The sequence below is a fragment of the Pantoea sp. genome, assembly GCF_028283705.1.
GTDB lineage: Bacteria > Pseudomonadota > Gammaproteobacteria > Enterobacterales > Enterobacteriaceae > Pantoea.
On sequence record NZ_JAPWKD010000032.1, the window covers coordinates 645,966 to 662,622 of the forward strand.

The 16,657-nt window shown below is 56.9% G+C and carries 15 protein-coding genes; 5 read left to right on the forward strand and 10 right to left on the reverse strand.

Features of this window, described 5'->3' with window-relative positions; translation table 11 throughout:
- Window positions 1–41: 41 nt before the first annotated feature.
- The 8 genes from PW844_RS25955 to PW844_RS25990 are packed head-to-tail and all read right to left on the reverse strand — an operon-like array spanning window position 42 to window position 7,569.
- Window positions 42–1,433, reverse strand: coding sequence for an FAD-binding oxidoreductase (locus tag PW844_RS25955; RefSeq protein ID WP_299457998.1), 1,392 nt, complete (start codon window positions 1,431–1,433; stop codon window positions 42–44).
- A 23-nt stretch (window positions 1,434–1,456) separates the two neighbouring features.
- Complete coding sequence (locus PW844_RS25960) at window positions 1,457–2,257, reverse strand: ABC transporter permease (RefSeq protein ID WP_299458001.1); 801 nt, start codon at window positions 2,255–2,257, stop codon at window positions 1,457–1,459.
- Window positions 2,254–3,090 carry an ABC transporter ATP-binding protein gene (locus tag PW844_RS25965; RefSeq protein ID WP_299458003.1) on the reverse strand — a complete coding sequence of 279 codons (837 nt, stop codon included), beginning with the start codon at window positions 3,088–3,090 and terminating at the stop codon, window positions 2,254–2,256. The genes PW844_RS25960 and PW844_RS25965 overlap by 4 nt, the downstream gene beginning before the upstream one ends.
- Window positions 3,087–4,058, reverse strand: coding sequence for an ABC transporter substrate-binding protein (locus PW844_RS25970; protein ID WP_299458006.1), 972 nt, complete (start codon window positions 4,056–4,058; stop codon window positions 3,087–3,089). Before PW844_RS25970 ends, PW844_RS25965 begins: the two co-directional genes overlap by 4 nt.
- Before the next feature lie 14 nt (window positions 4,059–4,072).
- Window positions 4,073–4,951, reverse strand: a complete 879-nt coding sequence (locus PW844_RS25975) for a creatininase family protein (RefSeq protein WP_299458008.1) — start codon at window positions 4,949–4,951, stop codon at window positions 4,073–4,075.
- 14 nt (window positions 4,952–4,965) lie between these two features.
- The gene (locus PW844_RS25980) at window positions 4,966–5,421 is read right to left on the reverse strand and encodes a RidA family protein (RefSeq protein ID WP_084878278.1); all 456 of its coding nucleotides are present in this window, start codon (window positions 5,419–5,421) and stop codon (window positions 4,966–4,968) included.
- Window positions 5,411–6,616 carry an amidohydrolase family protein gene (locus PW844_RS25985; RefSeq protein ID WP_299458011.1) on the reverse strand — a complete coding sequence of 402 codons (1,206 nt, stop codon included), beginning with the start codon at window positions 6,614–6,616 and terminating at the stop codon, window positions 5,411–5,413. Before PW844_RS25985 ends, PW844_RS25980 begins: the two co-directional genes overlap by 11 nt.
- On the reverse strand, window positions 6,613–7,569 hold the full coding sequence (locus PW844_RS25990; RefSeq protein WP_299458013.1) for a PDR/VanB family oxidoreductase: 957 nt from the start codon (window positions 7,567–7,569) through the stop codon (window positions 6,613–6,615). The genes PW844_RS25985 and PW844_RS25990 overlap by 4 nt, the downstream gene beginning before the upstream one ends.
- A gap of 147 nt (window positions 7,570–7,716) precedes the next feature.
- On the opposite strand from PW844_RS25990, the gene PW844_RS25995 reads away from it, so the two are divergent.
- The 3 genes from PW844_RS25995 (at window position 7,717) to PW844_RS26005 (ending at window position 12,140) form a co-directional block, all read left to right on the forward strand.
- Complete coding sequence (locus PW844_RS25995; protein WP_084871944.1) at window positions 7,717–8,640, forward strand: LysR family transcriptional regulator; 924 nt, start codon at window positions 7,717–7,719, stop codon at window positions 8,638–8,640.
- A 227-nt stretch (window positions 8,641–8,867) separates the two neighbouring features.
- Complete coding sequence (bglF, locus tag PW844_RS26000; RefSeq protein ID WP_299458015.1) at window positions 8,868–10,730, forward strand: PTS beta-glucoside transporter subunit IIABC; 1,863 nt, start codon at window positions 8,868–8,870, stop codon at window positions 10,728–10,730.
- A gap of 15 nt (window positions 10,731–10,745) precedes the next feature.
- A complete protein-coding gene (locus PW844_RS26005; RefSeq protein WP_299458017.1) occupies window positions 10,746–12,140 on the forward strand; it encodes a glycoside hydrolase family 1 protein in 1,395 nt (464 codons plus the stop codon).
- A 35-nt stretch (window positions 12,141–12,175) separates the two neighbouring features.
- Here the strand turns inward: PW844_RS26005 and licT are convergent, their stop codons facing one another.
- A complete protein-coding gene (gene licT, locus PW844_RS26010; protein ID WP_299458020.1) occupies window positions 12,176–13,039 on the reverse strand; it encodes a BglG family transcription antiterminator LicT in 864 nt (287 codons plus the stop codon).
- Between the two features lie 308 nt (window positions 13,040–13,347).
- Here licT and PW844_RS26015 point away from each other — a divergent pair, with 308 nt between their 5' ends.
- Together PW844_RS26015 and PW844_RS26020 are read left to right on the forward strand one after the other, a co-directional pair.
- Window positions 13,348–14,859 carry a sialate:H+ symport family MFS transporter gene (locus PW844_RS26015; RefSeq protein WP_299458023.1) on the forward strand — a complete coding sequence of 504 codons (1,512 nt, stop codon included), beginning with the start codon at window positions 13,348–13,350 and terminating at the stop codon, window positions 14,857–14,859.
- A gap of 11 nt (window positions 14,860–14,870) precedes the next feature.
- Window positions 14,871–15,566: an RraA family protein gene (locus tag PW844_RS26020; protein WP_299458026.1), complete on the forward strand. Its 696-nt coding sequence runs from the start codon at window positions 14,871–14,873 to the stop codon at window positions 15,564–15,566.
- 45 nt (window positions 15,567–15,611) lie between these two features.
- On the opposite strand, the gene PW844_RS26025 is transcribed toward PW844_RS26020, so the two are convergent.
- The gene (locus PW844_RS26025) at window positions 15,612–16,502 is read right to left on the reverse strand and encodes a DMT family transporter (protein WP_299458029.1); all 891 of its coding nucleotides are present in this window, start codon (window positions 16,500–16,502) and stop codon (window positions 15,612–15,614) included.
- Between the last annotated feature and the right edge of the window lie 155 nt (window positions 16,503–16,657).

Below are 16,657 nucleotides of genomic sequence, written 5' to 3' on the forward strand. Positions count from 1 at the left end.
TCGGTGGTGAGCTTTGCCGCAAAAAAAAGTCTTATTATCGATTAATTATTTACACCGGTTATTTTCACATCCGGTAATGTTTCGCGCACTTCCCAGCCACGTAATTTGCCGGGATTAAGTAAATTATACGGATCGCAGGCGCGTTTCATAGCCACAACATCGGCACGCACCATCCCTTGTTTACCATCTTCAATATGAATGACGTGCGAGTTATTAATTTTCACCCCGTTATCACGATAAATATCCATGATGGCGTTCAGACGCTCTTCATCGCTATATCGCACCAGCGGCAATCCGCTACAGGTCAGGGTGCCATTCATATCGCGCAGAAACTCAATATGCGACATCACTTCATCTGACAGCTGCGCTTCCATGGCCAGCGCCTGCTGATAATAATTGTCCGCTGCGTAAGCGGTTTGCAGATAGGTCAGGGTCTTATCCACCTTCAACGCCTGCAAGGTGGTGTGGTTCCAGCAATACTCAATCAGCGAATGGCCGGGATTCTCGCCCTCGGCAAAATGCAGCGCGCTGCGTCCGTCGTGCTGTGCCAGCAACGACGACAGCAGACAATCGCTCTCCACGCCGACCACGGAAATCACGCCATGCTGCCCTGCCACGTCGGCCTCGGCGAGATCGGTAAAATAATCCAGCACCGGTGCAGCCATCACCGCAATCTGACGCTTCACCAGTCCCGGCGATTTCGCCAGCGCATCGGCAAACGCCATCGCCGCCGGGAAACTCGCAAAGGTATCAAGGCGTTCGATCCAGTCATGACGCGGAGCCAGTGCCAGCTCAATCTCCAGTACGATGCCGTTGCTGCCATAAGCATGATGCAGCAGCAGCGCGTCGGGTGCTTCCAGCTTCAGGATGCGCGGCGTCTCTTCCATCGTCATCATCTTCACCGCCAGTACGTTGCCGGGTGCCGCCAGCGGACCATAATTGATGGACCCCACACCGCCAAAGCCGCCGCCAAACAGACCACCGAGGGTTGCCAGCTTCCAGGTAGACGGCATGCAACGCAGCTCCCAGCCGAGCGGACGGGTATGCGCTTCCAGGTCGCCAAGGCGAATCCCGGCCTGCGCACGCACCGTGCCCTGCCCCATGCTCACCACCGCATTCAGTTTGGTCATATCGACCATCAACCCGCCATCCAGCGGGATCAACTGGCCGTAGTTACCGGTGCCGCCACCGCGCAGGTTGAGCGGGATACGATGGGCAGCACAGGCCGCCACCACCGCCGCCAGTTCCTGCTCATCACGCGGGCGCACCGCCAGCTCAGCGAACTTCTCTTCCAGCTGTGGTTTTAGCACCGGGCTGAACCAGTGAAAATCACGCGACAGGCGTTTCACCTTCGGCGCTTCTTTAATCCAGTCGAGTTCAGGCAACGCCGCAACCAGCGCCGCCAGTGCAGACTGACGATCGGAATCAGACATCTTCATTTCCTGTAGTTGAGGTATCAGGTCGGGCTAAGTTCACTCTCATGCCAGGCGGCCAGTACGCGGCGCGTCAGCCAGGACATCACGGCAAACAGCAGGAACCCGGCCAGAGAAATCAGCAGCAGCGCGGCAAACATCAGCGGAATGTTGAGCTGATAACCCGCCTGCAAAATCTGGTAGGCTAGCCCGGTATCGGTGCCGCCGGTGCCAGCAACAAACTCCGCCACCACTGCGCCAATCAGCGACAAACCGCTGGAAATACGCAGTGCGCCGAAGAAGTACGGCAGAGCCGAGGGAATGCGCAGGCGCAGCAAAATCTGCAAACGCGAGGCATGGTTAAGTTTGAAATAACTCAGCAAACCCGGCGAGACGCTGCGCAGGCCCTGAGTGGTGTTAGAAATAATCGGGAACACCGCCATCAGCGTGGCACAGACCACCAGCGACATCGTGGTGTCTTTCACCCAGATGATGATCAACGGCGCGATGGCGACAATCGGTGTCACCTGCAAAAACACGATATAAGGGAACAGCGCGGTTTCGATAAAGCGGTTCTGCACCAGCAGGAACGCCACGATCGATCCGATCACAATCGCCACCACAAAGGAGATCACAGTGATCTTCAGGGTGTACAGCAGCGACATAAACAACGTCGGGAAGTTCTGCACCAGACTTTGTGCCACCACCAGCGGCGACGGCACCAGAAAGGCCGGGATCTTCAATGCCGTGACCAGAAACTGCCACAGCAGTAACAGGGCGATGGCGACCATCGCCGGAAACAGCCACTGCTGAAACTGGCGCTGCGCGGCTAAGGGCTTTTTCATGATTTGCTCTCCTGACTGGCGGCGAACAGGCCGCGCTGCAACTGCTGCGCATATTGGGTGAACTGCTGGCTGACACGGAACTCGTCATCACGCGGGAACGGCGCATCAATGCTGATGTCATCCACCACACGCCCCGGGCGGGCCGCCATCATGATCACGCGCTGCGATAAAAACACCGCTTCCTGAATCGAGTGAGTAACAAACACCACGGTCAGCTTCTGTTCCTGCCACAGTTGCAGCAGATCGCTATCCAGCTTGTTGCGGGTGATCTCATCCAGCGCACCGAAAGGTTCATCCATCAGCAGCACTTTCGGGCGCGTCACCAGCCCACGGGCAATCGAGACACGCATCTGCATCCCGCCAGACAACTCACGCGGTAGCACCTGCCCAAACTGGCCGAGACCGACCAGTTCAAGGATTTCCCGCACACGGGTGTCCGCTTCCGCACGCGGCACACCGGCCAGATCGAGCGGCAGGCGCACGTTCTTGTGCACATTGCTCCACGGCATCAATGTCGCTTCCTGAAACACGAACGATAACGGCAAATCATGCTGCTTTTCCCGACGATCGCGACGGAACAGCATCAGTTTGCCATCGCTCGGTTCAATCAAACCGGCAATCATTTTCAGTAAGGTACTTTTGCCACAGCCAGACGGACCGAGCAGCGAGACAAACTCGCCCTGGCGAATCGTCAGGTCCACTGGCAGCAGCGCGCGTGTACCGTTCGGGTAAATTTTCTCGGCAGAGAGCACTTCAATCGCCGGAGGGGCCGCATGCAGCGGCACCGCTTGCGCATCATTGCTCATCAGGGTCAGTCGGCTGGCGGCATTCATGGCATAACCTTCACATCTTGAATGAATTTCAGGGTGTAGCTGCCATCAAACGGAACTTTGGCCGGATCGATCAGCTTGTTATCCACCAGCAGCTGCCAGGTTTGCTTCAGACGCGGCACGGTCATAATGCCGATCCCCCCGGTCTGCGCATCGCCGCCGGTCAGCATCTGATACTTCTTCATCTGGGCGATGCCGAAGGCGATCTGTTCGTCGGTCATCTGCGGGTTTTCTTTCTTAATCAGCGCGTTGCCCGGTGCCGGATTTTCCAGGTAGTTTTTCCAGCCCTGCATCGAAGCTTTAACAAATGCCGCGACCGCCTGCGGACGTTTCTCGACGGTTGATTTCATGCACACGATGCTGTTGCCGTACGGCGGGTAGCCCCAGTCGCTGATCGGGTAGACGTTGGCCTGTGCCCCGGCTTTCTGCACCGCGAAAGGTTCGGAGGTTACGTAGCCCTGCTGTACCAGGGTTTTATCCGCGAGGAACGGCTGCACGCTAAAGGTATATGGACGCACATGGGCGTTTTTCAGGTTGAGCGCGCTCTGCGCCCACGGCCAGTAGGAGGTGTAAGCTTCAGCGGCCAGCAGGAAGGTTTTCCCCTGCAAATCGGCCTGGTTTTTCACATCCGGATGGGTGATAAACACAATCGCCGAATGCTGGAAGGTGGTGGCAACCGGCACCGCTTCCACGCCCTGCTGCCAGGATTCCAGCGCCTGCATGTTATCGCTGATGATGCAGTCCGCCTGGCCCGCCGCCATCAGCTGCATGGTGTGCACCTGTGGTCCACCCATCTTGATGGTGACGTCCAGCCCGGCATCACGATACAGATTCTGTGCCTGAGCCTGATAAAAACCGCCATGCTCGGCCTGAGCATACCAGTTGGTCATAAAGGTAAATTTCTCGGCAGCCATCCCCTGGGCCGACAGAGCCACGGAAAGCGCGGCAACAATGCTCAATGTTTTTTTCATAACCGATCCCCGAATTAGCGCGGTGGTAATAATGATGCTGCGTCGTTTTGGTCTAATACTTTGCCCTGCCACTGCCCGGTGCCCCACGCCGGTTCGGCGCGTGTTACCCATGCCATCTGATGCACTTCGGTAATCACCTGCGCCCAGCTGGTCGCCAGTGAATCCAGAATCGCGTCACCCTGCTCTTTGGTGGATGGACGCGGATCGCCGATCACGCCGCTGGGGCCAAAGTCATATGACGCCCAGGCTGCCATCGGGCGGGTGCTGGAAAGCGTCGGGCAGGGGAACGCCGGGGGATAATTCACCACCGCTTTTTCCATCTGCACCGTTTCGGGGGCCAGTGCCAGCATCAGCGCCGTCTCCGCATGTCCGGCGTGCATCGCCATCTGGCGTTCCTGCTCGTCCATAAAACTTTCGGCGCAGTTCGGCACTTTGAAGGTGTCCTGCATGATGATGATCATGTCGCCGTGACGCAGGCGCAGCTCGCGCGCCGCCATCTGCAACGGCTGTGGCTGACCACCATGGCCGTTGACCATCAGGAACTTGCGGAAACCGGCGCGATATAATGATTCGCCAATTTCCAGAATGGTGTGCAGCAGCGTTTCACCGGTCAGCGTCAGGGTGCCGGGGAAATGCAGGTGCTCATCGGATTTGCCATAGGTGATCGGCGGAATGGCATAAGCCGGGATCGCCGCCGGTAAGCGCGCCAGTGCATGCCCCACCACGCCGGATGAAATCACGCTGTCCACCGCGCACGGCAAATGCGGGCCATGTTGTTCAATCGCGCCGGTCGGCAGCACAATCACCGTGTTGGCTTTGTCTTCCAGCGTGGCGATATCAGTCCAGCTCAGGTACGGCAAAAAGCGGTTTGCCGGAATATAACCATGTAACATCTCGCTTCCTCGTGTTATTGCGGCAACCACGCCGTCGCTTCAACTTCAATTAAGACATCCGGGCTGGGCAGCATTTCGCTCACCTGAACCACGGTGGAAACCGGTGGCGCATCGGGATAAAACAGCTTGCGCACCCGGCTGTAGTGGGGAAAATGGTCCAGATTGCGGAAGTACTGCACCAGTTTGATCACGTCGCTCATCTGGCCGCCCGCGCTCTCGATGGTGGTACGGATGCTCTCCAGCACGTACCAGCTTTGCGCCAGAATGGGCCCTTCTTTGATATCGGTGGAGAACTCACCGGTACGTCCCAGCAGTTGCTGGGCCGCAGCAGGAATATCGTCATAACCGCGCACAATCAGTGCGGTTTGCGGGTTCACCGGGATAATGCCGGAAAGAAAGATAAAGTCGCCCGCGCGTCGCCACGCGGCATATTTCGCCAGCGGTTTACCCGCCCCAACATCAAGCGTCATCAGAGAATTCCCCATAACGAATCCCCTGTTTTAGCCGATAGCGACGGCGGTGGCGCAGTGGCCAGCTGGCCGTATCGGCATCAGGGAAAATGACAAAATCATTCGCAGGCAAAGTTGCACCGTCATGCAGCGCGGTGCGCTGGCAAATCAGGGCCGATGCCTCATCAAAAGCCGCCCCCAACTGAGCGCTCAGCAGGCCGCTGAACAGGGTGTCGAGTGGGTCGTAGCTGCCAACCGGGCAGAAAGCGTCCTGCACGTTATCCGCCCCGAGCAGCAGCGGAATGCTGCGCGCCTGCGCTTCCTTAATCAACGTTAAACCACGCTGACGCGGCGTGCGGCCCGGCACTGCATCCTGCAACAACAGGTTGGTGAGCGGCAGTGCAATCAGCGTGACGCGATGTTGCGCCAGCACATCCAGGATGGCGGTGCCGTCGTCCTGCTGCGCCAGCGCACAGCCGTGGCTACAGGTGATGCGTCCGCTAAACGGATGCTGTTGCAAATAGCGCGCCAGCCAGCGCAACCCCTGGGCATCAGCACTCAACTCTTCGTCGATGTGCAAATCGATATCCAACTGCCAGCGCTCCGCTGCCTGCAACAAATGGGTAAGCGCCTGAGCGTCCCAGTTGCTGCTGTGAATAAAGCCGCCGAGCACGGCACCGCTGGTCGCCACCTGGGCGGCGATATGCTCTGCCTGGTCGGCGTCCGCAAAAAAAGTCACCGGGGCCAGCGCGACCCGCTCGATAACGCATAACGGATGCTGCAACTCGCCAACGATTTGCCACGCCAGCGGCGCATCAGCAGAAAACCAGTCGATATGGGTGCGCAGCAGGCCCACACCCGCTTCCACCGCCCAGTTCAACGCCTGCGTGGCCCGGCTGCGCAGATCGTCCGCGTTCCAGCGGTCGCGGTCCTGATGCATGGCGGCAATGGCGGCCAGCAGGCCCGGCTGCTGCGCCGGACTGCGCTGCACGGTAAAGGTTTTATCCAGATGGGCATGGGGTTCAATCAGCGCCGGCAGCACCAGCGCACCATCCAGCGCCAGATAGCCACTGATGTCGCGATGTGGCTCGAAACGGGTGCCATCGGCAGTGAAATGCAGGGTTGCCAGCGCCGGTTGCCCTTCCTGCATTGGCCAGCCTGCGGGTAACAGCCAGCGGGGTAAACGCGCGCCGGTCGCGCCAGGCCAGGCGTTCATAGATCGAGTACCAGCAGCGGGGAACGGGAGCGTGAGCAGCACAACACAATGCAGTCATTGGCGGCGCGTTCTTTCTGGCTCAGCACTTCATCGCGATGGTCTGGTTCACCACTCAGCACGCTGGTGATGCAGGCACCGCACATGCCCTGCTCGCAGGAAAGTTCGATCTCAATGCCTGCCCGCTCCAGCACCTCAGCAATGGTTTCATCGGCATCGATGGTGTAACGCGCCCCGCTGGAAGCGATTTCTACCTCGAACGTGTCGCCAGCAACCGATTGCGCAGTGGCAACAGCTTTGAATTTCTCGCTATGCAGTTGCGTGGCCTGCCAGCCGTGTTGCAATGCCAGCTGGTGCAGATGCTCCATAAATCCAGCCGGTCCACAGCTTACCAGTACGCTGTTAAGCGGCTGCTGGAGATCCGCCGGGATACGCTGCCGCAGGCTGTCGCCTTCGCTGCTGTAATGCAGCTGCACGCGCTCGCCCAGCCGCTCCAGACGGGCGCTGAACGGCAGTTCATCGTGGCGTTTGAGATACAGATGCAGCGTGAAATCCGCACCGCGTGCCGCCAGTTCTTCCGCCATCACCAGCAGCGGCGTCAGGCCGATACCGGCGGCAAACAGCAGCGTGCGCGGAGCATCGGGTAACGGGAAATGGTTCCGGGGTGCGGAAATGGTTAAGTTCGCCCCTGACTGCACATAATGGTGCAGCCAGCGGGAGCCGCCGCCCGATGCCTGATCGAGGCGGACGCAAATCTGGTAGTGATCTTCCCCGACAGCCGAGCACAGCGAATACTGCCGCTTGCCGCAGTCGGGAATGGTCACATCAATATGGGCACCGGGGGTGAACGCCGGTAGTGGGTGTCCACTGGCAGACGCCAGGGTCAGTAATACATTGCCAGCACCGTTAAACTGCTTTGCGATGACGGTGACAGCCAGATTCTCTGCCTGCTTCATAATAATCCTGCATACGACGGACTCGTCATCGGCCGGGAAGCCGCGCGTAGTCTTGTTTTTATCGTGATTGCGATTATTATTTTGCCTGTGTGTAAGCGTCCATCTGTTTAATTAGCACGAAGCGTTGCAAAAAAGAGAGCACCTGCTATGTTCGCCTTCTCCCGGTTTCTGATTTATTTCACCGAGGTGGCCCGCCAGGGTTCACTGCGTAAGGCTTCCGAGACGCTGCACGTGTCGGCATCCTCCATCGACCGGCAAATTCTGCGCGTGGAAAAGCAGCTGGATATGCCACTGTTTGAACGTCATCCATCAGGATTACGTATGACAGCAGCGGGGGAAATCCTGCTTAACGCCGCGAAGAACTGGCAGCGTGAGTTTGGGCGCGTCTGTACCCAGCTGGATGATTTGCGCGGTTTGCGTCACGGCCATGTGCATATCGCCACCATTGACGCTATCAACCGCGGCTTTTTCTCGTCGATTCTGCAACGTATCCGCACCGAGTATCCCGGCATCTCCTTTACGCTCACCACCATGAGCAATATCCATATTGCCAATGCGCTGACCAATGGCGACGCCGATTTCGGCATCATGCTCAATCCAAATTGCTCACGCGAACTGCTGGTGAAATCATTCGCCGATTTGCGGCTCGGCATCGTGGTCAGCAGCCAGCATCCGCTGGCAAAGCTGGAAAGTATCCGCTTCAGCCATTGCGAGTCCTGGCCGTTTATCGTGCCTGCCGCGCCATTGATGCTGGCAGAGCCGCTGGAGGCGCTGGTGAACAGCTCCGGCATTACCCTGAACGAAGTGGGACGTACCAACAATATCCATATGCTGCGTTCGCTGGTGCGTGATGACGTCGGTATCAGCCTGATGTGCTGGCTGGATATTGTTGATGAATACCGCCGTGGCGAGCTGAAATTTATCCCGCTGATTGATGGCATCCTGAAGCCGTTCACCCTGTCGTTGTGTGTCGCCCCGCAGCGCCAGCTGTCGATTGCCGCGTCAATGATGCTGCGCGAGCTGGAGTCATTTTTCGCGTTGATGCAGAACGAGGAAGCGCAGGCGGGGTAAATTTATCGCGCATATTTTTTGACCCTCTTCACATTTCCACCCTTCTCCCTTTGCCTGTTCAGCGTTGATTGCTGGAAGATGGCGGCGTTTGAGGATTGTTACTGCTGACGCAGGCAAAACCTAAATCGCACCGCATTCGGATTTCCGAGCGCGGTGCGATTTAGGTTTTTTTTTGCCTCCAATCCGGGAAAACCCGACAACAACAGCCGAAAAAGCGGGAGTGTGGTATGCCATATCAGGAACTGGCCGACGAAATTGTCGAAGGTGTGGGCGGTAAAGCCAACATCATCAGCGTGGTGCACTGCGCCACGCGTTTACGCTTCAAACTGAAACAACCGGGCAAAGCGCACACCGCGCAGCTAAAAAATAATCCCGGTATCATCATGGTGGTAGAGAGCGGCGGTCAGTATCAGGTGGTGATTGGCAACCACGTCGGCGATGTTTATCAACAGGTGGTGGGTCGTCATGGGCTGGAGAATGATGGCGCAGAACGGACTTATGAACCCAGACAAACCCTGTTCGCGCGTTTTATCGACCTGGTGTCCGGCATCTTCACCCCGTTTATTGGCGTGATGATCGCCTCGGGCATCATCAAGGGTTTGCTGGCACTGGCACTGGTGCTCGGTGTGATGCATCAGGAAAGTGGTAGCTACAAATTGCTGTTTGTCGCCAGTGATGGTCTGTTTTACTTCCTGCCGATTCTGCTGGGCTACAGCGCCAGCAAGAAATTCGGGGCGAACCCGTTTGTCGGCATGGCGATTGCCGCCGCGCTGGTGCATCCGCTGATGCTGACCGCGTTCGAACAGCAGCAGCAGGGCCAACACTTCAGTTTCCTCGGCATTCCACTGGAGATCCTCAACTACAGCGCTTCTGTTATCCCGATTATCTTTGCCTCCTGGGTTGCCAGCCTGATTGAACACGCGGTACATCCGCGTTCGCCCGGCGCGGTGCGCAATTTCACCACGCCGCTCATTTGTATGCTGGTCACCGTGCCGCTGACCTTTCTCGCCATCGGCCCGGCGGCGACCTGGCTAAGCCGGATGCTGGCCGAGGGCTATCTGTGGATCTACAGCCTCAGCCCGACCATTGCCGGTGCGGTAATGGGGGCGATCTGGCAGATCTGCGTGATCTTCGGTCTGCACTGGGGACTGGTGCCGATCATGCTGAACAACCTCGCCAACTTCGGCCATGACACCCTGCTGCCGCTGCTGATGCCTGCGGTGCTCGGCCAGGCAGGTGCCACGCTCGGCGTCATGCTGCGCACCCGCGAGGCCAAAGTGAAAGCCATGGCGGGGTCTGCCTTCAGCGCCAGTATCTTCGGTATTACCGAACCGGCGGTGTACGGCATCACCCTGCCCCATCGCCGCCCCTTTATCTTCGGCTGCATCGGTGGCGCGCTGGGTGCGGCAATTCTCGGTTTCTGGCACACCACCATTTACTCCTTTGGCTTCCCCAGCATTTTCACCTTTATTCAGGTGGTGCCCACCAGCGGCATTGATGCCAGCGTCTACGCTTCTTTTGCCGGGGCGGCGGTGGCGTTGCTGTTCGCGTCTGTCACGACATACCTGTTTGGCCTGCCGCCGGTCGCACCACTCAGCGCGCCGCCAGCAGAAGCAGCACCGGCTTCTCCGGTACGCAAACAAACCGTGTTTAGCCCGATCTCAGGCAAGGTACTGGCGCTGGAAACGATCAAAGATGAGACCTTCGCCAGCGGCCTGCTGGGCAAAGGCGTCGCCATTGTGCCGGACAATGGCCGTGTGGTGTCACCGATTGATGGCGTGGTGTCGTCGCTTTTCCGCACCAATCACGCCATCGGGCTGACGGCAACGGACGGCGCGGAAGTGCTGATCCACGTTGGTCTCGATACCGTCAAACTCGACGGTAAATTTTTCACCCCACATGTCGCCGTGGATGACGTCGTTAAAGTGGGCGATCTGTTGCTGGAGTTCGATATCTGCGCCATCGAGGCCGCCGGTTACGATCTCACCACCCCGGTGGTGGTCAGCAATAGCGATGAATTTATTGATGTTTTACCCCTGCAACCGTCTGTGGTTACGGCCTGTGCGCCGTTACTCAGCGCGGTGAAATAATTGAGGAGCTATAAGATGAACTCACGTTTCCCGGATGGATTTTTATGGGGCGGCGCTGTCGCTGCTAACCAGGTAGAAGGCGCTTATCAGACTGACGGTAAAGGTTTGTCCACCTCCGACCTGCAACCAAAAGGCATTTTTGGCGATCGCGTTGAGCGCCACACCGGCGATTTCGGTATCAAAGATACCGCCATTGATTTCTACCATCGCTTCCCGGAAGACATCAAACTGTTCGCCGAAATGGGTTTTACCGTGCTGCGCACCTCAATTGCCTGGACGCGTATCTTCCCACAGGGCGACGAAGCCGAGCCGAATGAAGAAGGTCTGGCGTTTTACGATCGTCTATTTGATGAGATGGCGAAATACAACATCCAGCCGCTGGTTACGCTGTCGCACTATGAAATGCCGTATGGCCTGATCAAAAAGTACGGCGGCTGGGGCAGCCGTACCACCATCGATTGCTTTGAACGCTATGCGCGCGCGGTGTTCACCCGCTTCCAGCACAAGGTGAAGCTGTGGCTGACTTTCAATGAAATCAATATGTCGCTGCATGCGCCCTTTACCGGCGTCGGTCTGCCGGAAGAAAGCAATCAGCAAGCAATTTATCAGGCGATTCACCACCAGTTGGTCGCCAGCGGACGCGCGGTTAAAGCCTGCCACGAGATTGTTTCTGGCGGCAAAATCGGCAACATGCTGCTGGGTGCGCTGCTATACCCGCTCAGCTGTCGCCCGGCGGATGTGATGGAAACTATGCAGCAAAACCGTGAATGGCTGTTCTTCGGTGATGTGCAGGTACGCGGTTACTATCCGGCGTATATGAAACGCTTCTTTGCCGATCGTCAGATCCAGATCGAAATGACCGAACAGGACAAACGCGATCTGCAAAACACCATCGATTACATCTCCTTCAGTTACTACATGACCGGTTGCGTCACCACCAATGAAGAAGAAAATCAGAAAGCGCGCGGCAACATTCTGTCGATGGTGCCAAACCCGCATCTGGCCAGCTCAGACTGGGGCTGGCAGATCGATCCGGAAGGCCTGCGTATCCTGATGAACCTGCTGTATGACCGCTATCAGAAGCCGCTGTTTATCGTGGAAAACGGCCTGGGTGCCAAAGATAAGGTCGAAGCCGATGGCAGCATCAACGATGACTACCGTATTCAGTATCTTAACGACCACCTGGTGCAGGTGCGTGAAGCGATTGAAGACGGTGTGGAAGTGATGGGCTATACCTGCTGGGGACCGATCGATCTGGTCAGTGCCTCCAAAGCGGAGTTCTCCAAACGCTACGGCTTTATCTATGTAGATCGTGACGATAACGGCAACGGCACGCTGGCGCGCTCACGCAAGAAAAGTTTCTTCTGGTATCAGGAAGTGATCAGCAGCCACGGTGCATCACTGAAGTAACGAACTGACTTGTAGCGGCGCGATTTATCGCGCCGCTACGCTTCATCATCATTGATCTGCAACGCATGCGTTTCTTTACGCACCCGCTCAATATGGATGGTGAGAAACATCCGTTCCTCATTCGACAGGGCATACTGGTATTTCTGCTGAATATGCTGATCAACCTTGATGGTGCACTGATAGGATTCCGGGTACTTGTCACGCACCACATCGTGCAGCGATTCGTCCTCACTGCACACGCCGCGTTTGCCCAGCATGCGCTGCGCGAAGAATTTCAGATGGTTGACGAAACGGTTGTAACTCAGGCTTTCGACACGATAATCCAGTTGCAGGCGATACTTCACGATCTGCAAAATATCCTGCATAAAACGCGTGATATGCGCGACATCCGACATATCGTTATCGAGCTGGGCATTGACCAGATGCATGGCGATAAAACCCGCTTCATCCTCCGGCAGCCGTTCACCGAGACGTTTTTCGATGATCGCCAGCGCCTCCAGTCCAAGCGCATACTCATTGGGGTACAGGGTTTTGATCTCCCAGATCAATACATTGCGGATCGGCAGGTTTTGCCGGTGGCGTTCAATGGCAAAGTTGCAGTGATCGCACAAGGCGATCGACAGGCTTTCGTGCAACGTTGATCCCAGCTGCTGCCTGGCGCGCGCGATGATCAACTCGGTGGTGGTGATCACCTCGATCGGGATCTCCGAGAGCAGCTCACTCAGACGACTGGTCAGCGCATGGTTTTGCAGCGCAAACACTTTTTCAATCAACTGCGCATCCAGCGGGTCACCCACGCGTTTTTGAAACGCCAGCCCGCGTCCCATCACCACCTGTTCCTGGCCCTGCTCGCCCAGTACGATAGCCACATTATTATTAAGTATTTTCGCAATCTTCATTTTGCACCCTGCGGCAAGCTGAAATCAGGATAACGGTGATTAGACGCCATTTCATTTCGCCTATGATACCAGAACCCCATACAATAAAATTATCCCCCCATAATAAAATCCAATAAATTTATTTATCATTGCGTTAAATCAAGGCGGAATTTTATTTCGTGATCACCCCGCTGTTAGCCGTAACACAACATCCGTAACACGTTATTTATCCGGTAGGCTTCTCCAAACAGAAAAATAAACACTCTGAACCGGACGTGCCTGCACGCCCCTTATTCCTCTTACCCTATAAATCGCATCAGGAGCCAGCCATGCCTGAAGAAACTTCGCTATTACCCTGGTACAAACGGCTGAATCGCCAGCAATGGAAAGCGTTCTGGGCCGCATGGATGGGTTATATGCTGGATGGTTTTGATTTCGTCATTATTACGTTAGTGCTGACGGAAATAATGGCGGAATTTAATGTCAGTACCGCGGAAGCGGCAGCATTAATTTCTGCGGCTTTTATTTTGCGGTGGTTTGGTGGATTGGCCCTCGGCGCCATGGGCGACAAATACGGACGTAAAAGTGCGATGATCACCAGCATTATATTATTTGCTGGTGGCACCTTAGCCTGTGGTATTGCTCCCAACTATACCTGGATGTTTATCGCCCGCATTTTGGTGGGTATTGGCATGGCCGGAGAATATGGCACCAGCTCGGCTTATGCCATCGAAACCTGGCCGAAAGATATGCGTAACAAAGCCAGTGCCTTCCTCAACTCCGGCTTCTCGGCTGGCGCGATTCTCTCGGTGCTGGCGTACAGTTGGGTGGTACCGCTGTGGGGCTGGCGCTCGCTGTTTTACCTCGGCATCATCCCGGTGTTTTACGCCCTGTGGCTGCGCCGGGCCATCCCGGAAGCCGAAGAGTGGGCAGCGGCCAAAGCCAAAGCGGCAACACCGACAGAAACCATGGTGGATACACTGTTTCGCGGACCAAATCGCCTGCGCAATGCCCTCAACCTGCTGCTGGGTTTGCTGGCTGCGGCGGCGCTCTACTTCTGCTTTGATCATCAAACGTCCGGGCTAATGACAGCGGTGCTGGCCGTCATCACCGCCGCGATCTTTATCCGCTTTCTGATACAAAGCGGCGGGGATCGCTGGCCCACCAGTCTGATGCTCACCGTCACTATCGTCTGCGTGTTTCTCTACGGCTGGCCGATCCACGCACTGCTGCCGACCTACCTGAAAACCGAGCTGCATTATTCGCCAGAGGTGGTAGCACTGGTGTTCTCTTTTAGCCGCTTCGGCATGGGACTCGGCTGCTGCGTGGCAGGCATTGCCGCTGATCGCATCGGCACCCGCAAAACCTATGTCCTGAGCCTGCTGATTGCCCAGATGATCATCATCCCGGTGTTTATGCTGAACGGCTCCAGCGTCTGGTTGCTGTGTCTGCTGATCTTCCTGCAACAGCTGTTTAGCCAGGGGGTCGGTGGCCTGCTGGCGAAGATGATCAGCGGCTACTTCGATACCGAACAACGCGCCGCTAACCTCAGCTTTATCTACAACATTGGTTCACTCGGCGGCGCGCTGGCACCGGTGCTGGGGGCGCTGATCGCCCAGCACGCGTCACTCGGCAGCGCCCTGGGCGGCCTGTCCTTCGGCCTGACCTTCGTGGTGATGCTGTTGATTGGTTTTGATATGCCTTCCCGTATGCAGCGCTGGCTGAAGCCACAGGCAGTGCGTCACTACGACACCGTCGATGGCACTCCACTTTCTGGTGCGTTCACCCGTGAAGAACGTGCCGCTGAACACCTTACCCCGATTAACTCAGGCAAACCCTGAAAGGAGACCCTATGACCGCAGGAAACCGTATTTATTTACGCCGCCCGAATGACGCTGAACCGCTGCTGGAGGCGTTTCGCACCCTGCCCGCCGCCGTCGTGGCGGATTGTATGAGCCGCCTGCCGGCGCTCGCGGCGGAGATCAACCTGAAAACCGCGCCAAAAAAACCGATTATGTGCGGACTGGCCGTCACGGTAAAAGCCCGCTCGGGCGATAACCTGATGCTGCATAAAGCCATGGATATCGCCGGTCGTAACGATGTGATTATCCTGTCGAATGAGGGCGATCGCAGTCAGTCACTGATGGGAGAAGTGATGGCGACGTATGCCAGACAGCGTGGCATGGAAGGCATTGTGCTGGATGGTCCGGTGCGTGATATCGAGGGTTTATCGCGTATGGATTTCCCGATCTACGCGGCAGGTGTCACGCCAGGTGGCCCGTTTAAAGATGGACCGGGCGAAATCAACGTGCCGATTGCCTGTGGCAAAATCCACGTCGCGCCGGGCGATATTATCCTTGGCGATGCCGACGGGGTGATTGTTGTTCCCCGCCAGGATGCGGCGCGCATTCTGGAAGATGCGCTGGCCTATTTACAGGTGGATGAGCGCAATTTCGAGCTGGCGAAAACCGGCTCGCTGGAGCGCGGCTGGCTGGATGAAACGCTACGTAATAAGCAGGTGGAAATCATCGACGATATCTACCGCTGACCGTTATGGTGCGATAAATCGCTCCCATGGGGTGCGGTTTATCGTTCAGGCCGCCGCCAGTTTGCGCTGCTCGCGCCACACAGCAAAAATCCCCGCCAGCGCCACAATGGCGGCCCCCATTAGCGTGCTTTGCCCTGGCAGGCTGTCAAGGAACAGATAACCTACCACCATCGACCATACCAGCGTGGTGTAATCGAACGGCGCAAGCAGCGACGCATCGGCATAGCGCAGGCTGAGGGTCACCAGAATCTGTGCCATGCCGCCAAATAACCCGCAGCCAATCAGCAGTAACAGCTGCGTGCCGCCGGGCATCGTCCAGCCAAACAACGCGGTGGCGAGGCCGATCATCGTGGTCATCAGCGAAAAATAGAACACAATCGCACCTGGCTGTTCAATACCGTTGAGAAAACGAATTTGCACGTTGGAAATGGCGGTGCACAGGGCGGCGACCAGCGCACACAGCACGCCAATCCCGGCGCTGGCGTGGGCCACGCTGCCGGAAAACAACGTCAGTTTAGAAGACAACATAATCAGAATGCCGGAAAGCCCCACCACCACTGCCAGCCAGCGCGAAGCCCGCACCCGCTCTTTCAGCAACAGCGCCGCCATGATCACGGTAAATAAGGGTGCGGCATAGCTGAGTGCGGTGGCATCGGCCAGCGAGATATAAACCAGCGCCAGATAGTTGAAATACATGCCGCCGGTGCCGGAAAAGCCGCGAATCAAATGACCGAACAAATTACGCGTCTTCAGGCTGGCCAGCACGTTCCCCTGGATTTTCAGCCACAGCAGCAGGGGAAACAGCGCCACAAAACTGCGGAAAAAGATCACTTCACCGGTGGGAATGGTGCCATTCAGTCCCTTCACGCACGCCAGCATCAGCGTAGAGCACAGCGCCGCCAATATCTTCAGTAATACGCCTAATCGGGCATTCATTGCTTTAACCTTACTCTCTCTCTGCCAGTCACCTGTCGGCAGGACAACGTGCCTACGTTAGGGAGAGAGCGGCGCGCGCGATAACACTATTTTGTTCTGCCTGAATAGCAATAACTTATCGCCAGCAGTCATAGCATTTCGCTATCGCGCGACAG

Excerpts from the sequence above, each read along its gene's own strand:
- PW844_RS26020 (WP_299458026.1), top strand. The coding sequence starts at position 14,871 with ATGACCGCAGGAAACCGTATTTATTTACGCCGCCCGAATGACGCTGAA.
- PW844_RS25955 (WP_299457998.1), bottom strand. The coding sequence starts at position 1,433 with ATGTCTGATTCCGATCGTCAGTCTGCACTGGCGGCGCTGGTTGCGGCG.
- licT (WP_299458020.1), bottom strand. The coding sequence starts at position 13,039 with ATGAAGATTGCGAAAATACTTAATAATAATGTGGCTATCGTACTGGGC.
- PW844_RS25960 (WP_299458001.1), bottom strand. The coding sequence starts at position 2,257 with ATGAAAAAGCCCTTAGCCGCGCAGCGCCAGTTTCAGCAGTGGCTGTTT.
- PW844_RS25995 (WP_084871944.1), top strand. The coding sequence starts at position 7,717 with ATGTTCGCCTTCTCCCGGTTTCTGATTTATTTCACCGAGGTGGCCCGC.
- PW844_RS25980 (WP_084878278.1), bottom strand. The coding sequence starts at position 5,421 with ATGACGCTTGATGTTGGGGCGGGTAAACCGCTGGCGAAATATGCCGCG.
- PW844_RS25965 (WP_299458003.1), bottom strand. The coding sequence starts at position 3,090 with ATGAATGCCGCCAGCCGACTGACCCTGATGAGCAATGATGCGCAAGCG.
- PW844_RS26015 (WP_299458023.1), top strand. The coding sequence starts at position 13,348 with ATGCCTGAAGAAACTTCGCTATTACCCTGGTACAAACGGCTGAATCGC.
- PW844_RS25990 (WP_299458013.1), bottom strand. The coding sequence starts at position 7,569 with ATGAAGCAGGCAGAGAATCTGGCTGTCACCGTCATCGCAAAGCAGTTT.
- PW844_RS25970 (WP_299458006.1), bottom strand. The coding sequence starts at position 4,058 with ATGAAAAAAACATTGAGCATTGTTGCCGCGCTTTCCGTGGCTCTGTCG.
- PW844_RS26005 (WP_299458017.1), top strand. The coding sequence starts at position 10,746 with ATGAACTCACGTTTCCCGGATGGATTTTTATGGGGCGGCGCTGTCGCT.
- PW844_RS25975 (WP_299458008.1), bottom strand. The coding sequence starts at position 4,951 with ATGTTACATGGTTATATTCCGGCAAACCGCTTTTTGCCGTACCTGAGC.
- bglF (WP_299458015.1), top strand. The coding sequence starts at position 8,868 with ATGCCATATCAGGAACTGGCCGACGAAATTGTCGAAGGTGTGGGCGGT.
- PW844_RS26025 (WP_299458029.1), bottom strand. The coding sequence starts at position 16,502 with ATGAATGCCCGATTAGGCGTATTACTGAAGATATTGGCGGCGCTGTGC.
- PW844_RS25985 (WP_299458011.1), bottom strand. The coding sequence starts at position 6,616 with ATGAACGCCTGGCCTGGCGCGACCGGCGCGCGTTTACCCCGCTGGCTG.